General features: G+C 34.4%; 11 protein-coding genes, 2 tRNA genes and 1 other RNA gene. 8 read left to right on the forward strand and 6 right to left on the reverse strand.

Annotated elements, in window-relative coordinates:
* The 3 genes from ACXJH6_RS03545 to ACXJH6_RS03555 form a co-directional block, all read left to right on the forward strand.
* Positions 1-364, forward strand: a 364-nt coding sequence (locus tag ACXJH6_RS03545) for a hypothetical protein (RefSeq protein ID WP_456470395.1), incomplete at its 5' end; no start/stop codon positions are given.
* A gap of 22 nt (positions 365-386) precedes the next feature.
* Positions 387-770, forward strand: a complete 384-nt coding sequence (locus ACXJH6_RS03550) for a hypothetical protein (RefSeq protein WP_456470396.1) — start codon at positions 387-389, stop codon at positions 768-770.
* A gap of 1 nt (position 771) precedes the next feature.
* A complete protein-coding gene (locus ACXJH6_RS03555) occupies positions 772-987 on the forward strand; it encodes a hypothetical protein (RefSeq protein WP_456470397.1) in 216 nt (71 codons plus the stop codon).
* A gap of 56 nt (positions 988-1,043) precedes the next feature.
* On the opposite strand, the gene ACXJH6_RS03560 is transcribed toward ACXJH6_RS03555, so the two are convergent.
* Together ACXJH6_RS03560 and ACXJH6_RS03565 are read right to left on the reverse strand one after the other, a co-directional pair.
* Positions 1,044-1,120 (reverse strand) — tRNA-Met (locus tag ACXJH6_RS03560).
* 10 nt (positions 1,121-1,130) lie between these two features.
* Positions 1,131-1,205 (reverse strand) — tRNA-Gln (locus ACXJH6_RS03565).
* 94 nt (positions 1,206-1,299) lie between these two features.
* On the opposite strand from ACXJH6_RS03565, the gene ACXJH6_RS03570 reads away from it, so the two are divergent.
* The 3 genes from ACXJH6_RS03570 (at position 1,300) to dnaJ (ending at position 3,062) form a co-directional block, all read left to right on the forward strand.
* Positions 1,300-1,572 (forward strand): cupin domain-containing protein, encoded by a 273-nt coding sequence (locus ACXJH6_RS03570; RefSeq protein ID WP_456470398.1) that lies wholly within the window; start codon positions 1,300-1,302, stop codon positions 1,570-1,572.
* Between the two features lie 14 nt (positions 1,573-1,586).
* Positions 1,587-1,918: RNase P RNA component class A (gene rnpB, locus ACXJH6_RS03575), an RNA gene on the forward strand.
* Positions 1,919-1,973: 55 nt separating this feature from the next.
* The gene (dnaJ, locus tag ACXJH6_RS03580; RefSeq protein ID WP_456470399.1) at positions 1,974-3,062 is read left to right on the forward strand and encodes a molecular chaperone DnaJ; all 1,089 of its coding nucleotides are present in this window, start codon (positions 1,974-1,976) and stop codon (positions 3,060-3,062) included.
* On the opposite strand, the gene ACXJH6_RS03585 is transcribed toward dnaJ, so the two are convergent.
* From ACXJH6_RS03585 to folD, 4 genes are read right to left on the reverse strand one after another with little or no spacing between them, the layout of a single operon-like run.
* Positions 3,049-3,471, reverse strand: a complete 423-nt coding sequence (locus ACXJH6_RS03585) for a hypothetical protein (protein ID WP_456470400.1) — start codon at positions 3,469-3,471, stop codon at positions 3,049-3,051. The genes dnaJ and ACXJH6_RS03585 overlap by 14 nt on opposite strands.
* Positions 3,468-4,124, reverse strand: a complete 657-nt coding sequence (locus tag ACXJH6_RS03590) for a site-2 protease family protein (RefSeq protein ID WP_456470401.1) — start codon at positions 4,122-4,124, stop codon at positions 3,468-3,470. Before ACXJH6_RS03590 ends, ACXJH6_RS03585 begins: the two co-directional genes overlap by 4 nt.
* Positions 4,124-5,092, reverse strand: coding sequence for a signal peptidase I (gene lepB / locus ACXJH6_RS03595; protein WP_456470402.1), 969 nt, complete (start codon positions 5,090-5,092; stop codon positions 4,124-4,126). Before lepB ends, ACXJH6_RS03590 begins: the two co-directional genes overlap by 1 nt.
* Positions 5,089-5,943, reverse strand: coding sequence for a bifunctional methylenetetrahydrofolate dehydrogenase/methenyltetrahydrofolate cyclohydrolase FolD (folD, locus tag ACXJH6_RS03600; protein ID WP_456470403.1), 855 nt, complete (start codon positions 5,941-5,943; stop codon positions 5,089-5,091). Before folD ends, lepB begins: the two co-directional genes overlap by 4 nt.
* Before the next feature lie 52 nt (positions 5,944-5,995).
* Here folD and ACXJH6_RS03605 point away from each other — a divergent pair, with 52 nt between their 5' ends.
* Complete coding sequence (locus ACXJH6_RS03605; RefSeq protein ID WP_456470404.1) at positions 5,996-6,355, forward strand: c-type cytochrome; 360 nt, start codon at positions 5,996-5,998, stop codon at positions 6,353-6,355.
* A partial coding sequence (locus ACXJH6_RS03610) for an HpcH/HpaI aldolase/citrate lyase family protein (protein WP_456470405.1) occupies positions 6,352-7,199 on the forward strand: 848 nt, incomplete at its 3' end. The genes ACXJH6_RS03605 and ACXJH6_RS03610, both read left to right, overlap by 4 nt.

Raw genomic sequence — 7,199 nt, forward strand, 5'->3', positions numbered from 1 at the left:
TTTAAGTAAAAGGAGAAACAAAATGGCTCTTTTAAGACAGTATATAAACGGTCAGAGAGTTCAAACTCTAAGCGTTCAGGCAAGTGCTGATGATTTGAATGCACTTAAAGGACTTATGGAAGGGAAAGTTGAAGAATGGGAAACTAAGGCGACGGGTGGAACTGCTACTTCAATGCCTGAAACTTTAAATACTCAAAGATGGGTATCAAGGAAAGGTAAAAAGAGTTGTGCTTTTAGAATTCATCATATTAATCCTGAGAAGGATGTTAATGATATAAAACCTGCAATTGTTGGTAAGTTTGATGTTGGTTTTTATGAAGGTGCTGAAAAAGCTGATAATGCGTATCCTATTTATGATAGATAAAAATAATTAAAAGGAGTATAAAATGGGTGTATGTATGGTAAGGCAAAAACTTGGTGATAAAACTTTTACAAATTATTTTCCTGCTGATAGCGATAATGCTAAGGCTTTTGCTGATGCTTTAATGCCTGGCGAATATGAAATACTTGAGAAGACTTCTGAAACTGGTTCTGATACTGGTATTACTGAGGCAAGAAAATGGAGTATTATGATTAGAGATGAAGAAAGTCACGAAAAAGTTTATTTGCATTTTTTCACCTCTACTGCTAAAACAGGAAAAGATATAAGAGAGGCGTTATTGGGTAAAACTTTTAATGGTGTTAAAGCTGATACGATTATTGTTATTAATGCAAGAGATTATTCTTATAGTAGTTCTTCTTCAGATGATAGTGGAGACTCAGAAGGTTAAGATGATAACACTTGAGACAGGAGTGGCAGTAACTATAGTTTCATATTTAGTTTTTGTCACTTCTTATGTTGTAAGTTTGAGAAAAGATTTAAACAATTTACAAAAAGCTCTTATAAAATTTGAAGAAAATGTAAGTTCAATTAAAGATTTGAGAGAGGATTTTGTAAGACTTGAAACAAAAATAGAACTTCTTTTTAACTTATCAAAGGAAAAATAATTTTTTTTCTCTTATTTTTGTTTATTTCATCTTTGACACCAGATAATTATAAATTTTGGTTGCGGGGGTGGGATTTGAACCCACGACCTCCGGGTTATGAGCCCGGCGAGCTACCAGGCTGCTCTACCCCGCGTCAAAAAAAATGGCTGGGCTGGGAGGATTCGAACCTCCGAATGACGGAGTCAAAGTCCGCTGCCTTACCACTTGGCGACAGCCCAATGTCATTTGGTGATGAAATTTTAATAAAAAACTTTATTAAAGTCAAGAGATAGTTTGATAAAATTCAAAAAATATACAAAAAAGGAAAATAGCATGTCAAAAAGTGTATTTGAAACAATAAAAGAACTGCAAGACAAAGGTTTTAAAAACATATTCATATGGAACGACTCAAAAGGAACATATTATGCCTGGCACAAACATCCATACAATGAAATAAGGGTTATGTTAAAAGGAGAAATGATAATAAACACTAAAGACAAAAAATTCCATTTAAAACCCGGAGATACGTTAAACGTCCCCGCAGGAGAAATACATGAAGCTTATATTTTAAAAGACTGCGAATACATATGCGGTTCAAAATTTTGATATAATTACAAATAAAGGCGCGCCGGGAAGCTGCTGGATCACCAGAGGAAAGTCCGGGCTGCGGCAAGGCAGGGGTCAGCCTAACAGGCTGCCGCCGTAAGGCGAGGGAAAGTGCCACAGAAACCAGACCGCCGATGGAGCTTTTTAGGCTCACAGGCAAGGGTGAAACGGTGAGGTAAGAGCTCACCAGGGGATATGGCGACATATCCCGCTGGTAAACCCACCCCGCAGCAAGGAGGGATGGTAAAGCCTTGCGATTATACCCTCCGCTTGAGCGGCACCGTAAGGTGTGCGCCCAGATAAATAGCTTCCAAAACAGAACCCGGCTTACAGGCGCGCCTCTTCAAAAAATCTTCAAATACACTTTCTTGATATAATTTCACAAAAAAAATGGAGGGGAAATGGATTACTACGAAATATTAGGAGTAAGTCGAAACGCTACTAAAATAGAGATAAAAAAAGCTTACAGAAAACTCGCGATGAAATATCATCCGGATAAAAACCCAGGAGATAAAGAAGCCGAAGAAAAATTTAAACTTATAAATGAAGCTTATCAGGTGCTAAGCGACGATGAAAAAAGAGCAATTTATGACAGATACGGCAAAGAGGGACTTGAGGGAAGAGGCTATAAAAATGATTTCAGTTTCGAAGATATTTTCAATATGTTTAACGATATTTTCGGAGGAGGTTTTGGAGAAAATTTTGAAGAAGAACTTCCGTACGAAATTGATAAAGCTTTAGAATTAACGCTTGAATTTGAAGAAGCGGCTTTTGGCGTTTCAAAAGAGATAACAAACGAATATTACGCATTATGTCCTAAATGTAAAGGTAGCGGAGCCGAAGAAAAAGAAATATGTCCTGTTTGTAAAGGAAGAGGAAGCATAGTAGTAGGAAACGGCTTTATAAGAATGAGTCAAACGTGTCCTGAGTGCCGAGGAAAAGGTTTTATAGTCAAAAAAGCTTGCCCTGAATGCAAAGGAAAAGGTTTTATAATTAAAACAGAAACGATAAAAGTAGATATTCCAGCCGGTGTAGACACCGGTATGAGAATGAGAATTCCAGGGAAAGGAAACGAAAGCAAACGAGGTAGAGGAGATTTATATATTTTATTCCGTGTAAAACCATCCAAAGTATTTAAAAGAAAAGGAAATAATTTAATAGTTGACGTACCGGTGTTCTTCACTAGCGCCATATTAGGCGATAAAATCAAAATTCCTACTTTAAACGGTGAAAAAGAGATTGAAATAGAACCGAACACAAAAGATAAAACAAAAATAATCTTTAAACAAGAAGGGCTCCCTGACCCAAACACTGGTATAAAAGGAGACTTAATAGCGGTTATAAATATAGTGTATCCTAAAAAATTGACAACCGAACAAAAAGAACTGCTTGAAAAGCTTCATGAAAGTTTTACAGGCGAAATCAAAGAGCATAAAAATATTTTAGAAGAAGCAATTGAAAAGATAAAAGGATGGTTTAATAAAGCTTAATTTTATTTTCTATATCTTTCAAAACCTCCTTTACTCCCTCTTTTATATTGATATCTATTATTTCTCCTTTAACACCTAAAATTTTTTCCAGTTTATTTTTTACTTTATAAGCACCGAAATTCCCAGTTTCGCTAAGTAAAATTACAAATGCATTATCATATTTAGCAATTAAATCACTTTTTCTAAGATGTTTTTTAATTTCCACTATTTTAGTTTCATCAAATTTAAAAACAAGCAAAACTAACTTAATATTTTTATATCTTTTATAAACTTCCAACATCTGTTTTAAAAATTCTATAAAAAAACTTTTTGAATAAATATCGTATTTAGGTTCTTTTATATGATTAGCATATAACTTTTCTATTATTTCAACAAGTTTTTCTTTTGGAAGTTCCAAAAGTTTGTTCACAACAGCAATCCTATAAGAATATATGCAGGTTTAAATATATAATCGCTAAGAGGCGTAAAAAGAATTATTAGCAAAATAAGCATTCCGTAAGGCTCTATTTTATTATAAAACTCCACTATTTTATACCATCTAAAATGAAGGGCCAGATATTTAAGAGCATTAGCTCCGTCTAAAGGCGGCAGAGGTATTAAATTGAATATGGCCAAAATAATATTTACAACCACCATATACATCAAAAACATCACCATCCATGCACTAAAAATTCCCTCCGGCGGATAAAAAAATCCTATAATACTAGAGGCTATAAGAGCCATTAAAAAATTATACGTCACACCTGCTAAACTGACGGCTACAGCCGCTAAATATCCTCCTTTGTTTACAACGGTTAAAATATTAACAGGAACCGGTTTAGCCCATCCGAAAATTATAGGATCACCAACTCCGGCCATTTTTTGAGAAACATACAGTAATACAGGAAAAATTATACTCCCGAAAGGGTCTATATGTTTTATAGGATTAAGACTTAGCCTCCCCTCTCTTGCAGCTGTTTCATCCCCGTAATATTTAGCAACCGCCCCATGCATAATCTCATGACCTATAATGGCTATCAAAAAAGCCAAAATCATAGCGGAATATTTAGTTAAAAACTCCATTAACGTCCTTTTTCGCAACCCGCGGTTATATAAGGTCTTTTACCAGCTCTAAGTTCTTCTTCTATTTCGTCTATTGTTTTACCGACTCTGTTCCATCTTACAGTAAAATCACTATCCCAGCTCATATAAATAAACCACGGTTTTCCTACGACAAGTTTATAAGACACGGGTCCCCAAAACCTGCTGTCAAAACTCTCATCTCTGTTATCACCGACCATAAAAAACCTGTCTTCAGGCAATTTTGAGTAAAAATATTTTACTTTTCCGTTTTCTAACACTATTCCCATACCTATATCAACTTCCTGAGGAGTTACATTTTCTCCCTGCATTGCAAATGCAGCAATAATATCTTTTATTATTTTTTCAATAACGGAATAACTTATATATCCTGTATAATTATTAAGTCCGGCAAATTCTATCAGCTGTTCGGCTCTTTGTTTTAGCCCGAAATAGGTAAAATTCTGATTGATATACTGAATTCCTTTATGTTCTTTCATATAAGGATTTAACACGAAAAGTTTCCCCATAAATTCCTTTACCCTAAATCCTTTAAAATGTTTTTTTATATATTCATCGCCTTTTTTTGGATGAAGCCAAAAACCTTCATCGGTATATATCACCTCATCACCGGCACTTGCAAAACATCTTTTTACAAAATGTTTTTTAATATCAAGAGGAAATCTGAAGATAACTATATCTCCCCCTTTAGGTCTAGGACCCTCAATCAAATGCCCATTACCTTTAAAATCAGGCAAAACGGGAATTTCTATCCATGGAATATGAGGAATCGGTACACCGTAAGCAAATTTTTTGGCAAAAAGGGCATCTCCAGGAAGCAGCGTTTTTTTCATACTTCCACTTGGAATTATAAAAGCCTGAGCTAAAAAAAATATAACCAGTAAAACAATAACAATAGTACCTGTCCATGTATTAGACCAGTGATAAAATTTTATTAATTTATCTTTCATTTAGCCTCTTTCGCAAAATTTTTAGCGGCTTTTACGGTATTTTTAAGAAGCATAGCAATTGTCATAGGTCCTACACCGCCTGGAACGGGAGTTATATAAGAAGCCTTTTTGCTCACGTTTTCAAAATCAACATCCCCTACAAGCTTTCCGTCAGGCAGTTTATTTATACCGATATCAACTACAATCACTCCCTCTTTTACCATATCTTCCGTAATAAGATTCGGTTTTCCAACCCCTACTATTACAATATCAGCCCTCTTTGTATGCGCTTTTAAATCTTTTGTTTCTATATGACATATATCCACTGTAGCCCATGCATTTAGCAAAAGAGCCCACATAGGTTTTCCAACGATATTACTAGCACCCACTATACATACGTCTTTGCCTTTAAGCTCAATATCATATTCTTTAAAAAGTTCCATAACCCCAAGAGGAGTACAAGGAGCAAACGTATCAAGACCTTCAACAAGCCTTCCCATATTATAAGGATGGAATCCGTCAACATCTTTTTTGGGAGAAACCCTTTCTAAAATTTTAGTGGTATCTATATGTTTTGGAAGCGGCAGTTGGATTAAAAGCCCGTGAATATTAGGATTTTCGTTAATCATATCAATAGTTGAGAGAAGTTCTTTTTCACTTATACTCTCAGGAAACTCATGTACCACACTGTAAATTCCAGTCTCTTTACACGCTTTACTTTTCATTCCAACATACGTGTGGCTTGCAGGGTCGTCACCAACCAAAATAACCGCAAGCCCGGGAGTAATACCTTTTTTTTTCAACTCTTCTACATCTTTTTTTACTTTTTCTTTTATTTTACTCGATAATTTTTTACCGTCCATAATTGTCATTGATGTTCCTTTTTGGTAAAATATTTTAGAATTTTAACATAAAAGGTCTGCATTGAGATTAATTATCCCGCTGTGTATAACTACATTTTCCTTTTCTCAGGAGTGGTTTATCACTAACTATGAATATGGAAAAATGCTTTATAACAACCCAAGAGGTATCAGCTGCGCCAAATGTCACGGCAAAAAAGCACAGGGCAAAATAATCGCCAGTTACAAAATAAAAAAATATGGAAAAATAATTACAAAAACAATAAAAGCCCCAAATATTCAAAACATTACATACGAACAGTTAAAAACAAAAATTTTTCCAAAAAAGAAAATTTTATCAATTATGCCTCAATACGATTATCTCACAACCAACGAAGTTGAAGCCCTTTATTTATATCTTCAGGCTCAAAAGGATAAAAAATGATTTTTAAAGATAAAAACTTCCTAAAAGAACTCGAAAACATCGTCCAAAACAATGATATTCAAAAAGCCCTCTCACTAATTAAGCCCCCTAAAAAGTTTCCTCTTTCCTTTACTAAAAAAAGAAGTGTTTTAATGGTAAGCGGACATCAGGTAAAACACCTTAATAAAATGGATGAACTGCCGGCTGATGTAATTATGCTAAACCTTGAAGACGGGGTGCCGAAAGAAAAAAAAGAAATAGCAAAAATAATGATTGCTATTTTTCTCTCACATATTGAAAATATTGACAAAGAAATAGTAATAAGAGTAAATCCGCTTGATGAAGAAGGACTTAAAGAGATTGAGTTTTTAGATAGATTCAATTTTAACGCATTTAGAATACCAAAAGTAAAATCTGTCGAAGAAATTGATGACGTTTTTATGAAAACCGATAAAGATATCCACGCTTCTATTGAAACAAAAGAAGCGTTTTTTAATCTTAAAGAACTAAAACACCCTAAACTTACCACTTTTTATATCGGAATATATGATCTTTTAAACGAATTAAAAATCTCTCACAGCGTCATAGACCTAAACAATCCTCTGATTCACAGAATTTTAAGCGACTTTTCTTTAACTTCAAAATATCTCAACATTATCCCTATTGGATTTGTTTATCAGAATTACAAAGACCTTGAAGGATTTACAAAATGGTGCCTGCTTCAAAAAAACTTAGGGATGCAGGGAGTCGGATGTATTACGCCCGCTCAGTGCGAAGTAGCCAATAAAATATTTGAAGAAGACAAAGAATTTGCAAAAATAATAGTTGAAAGGTTTGAAAGCGAAGGTCCTTTTACGATTGACGG

Source organism: Caminibacter sp., assembly GCF_053999135.1.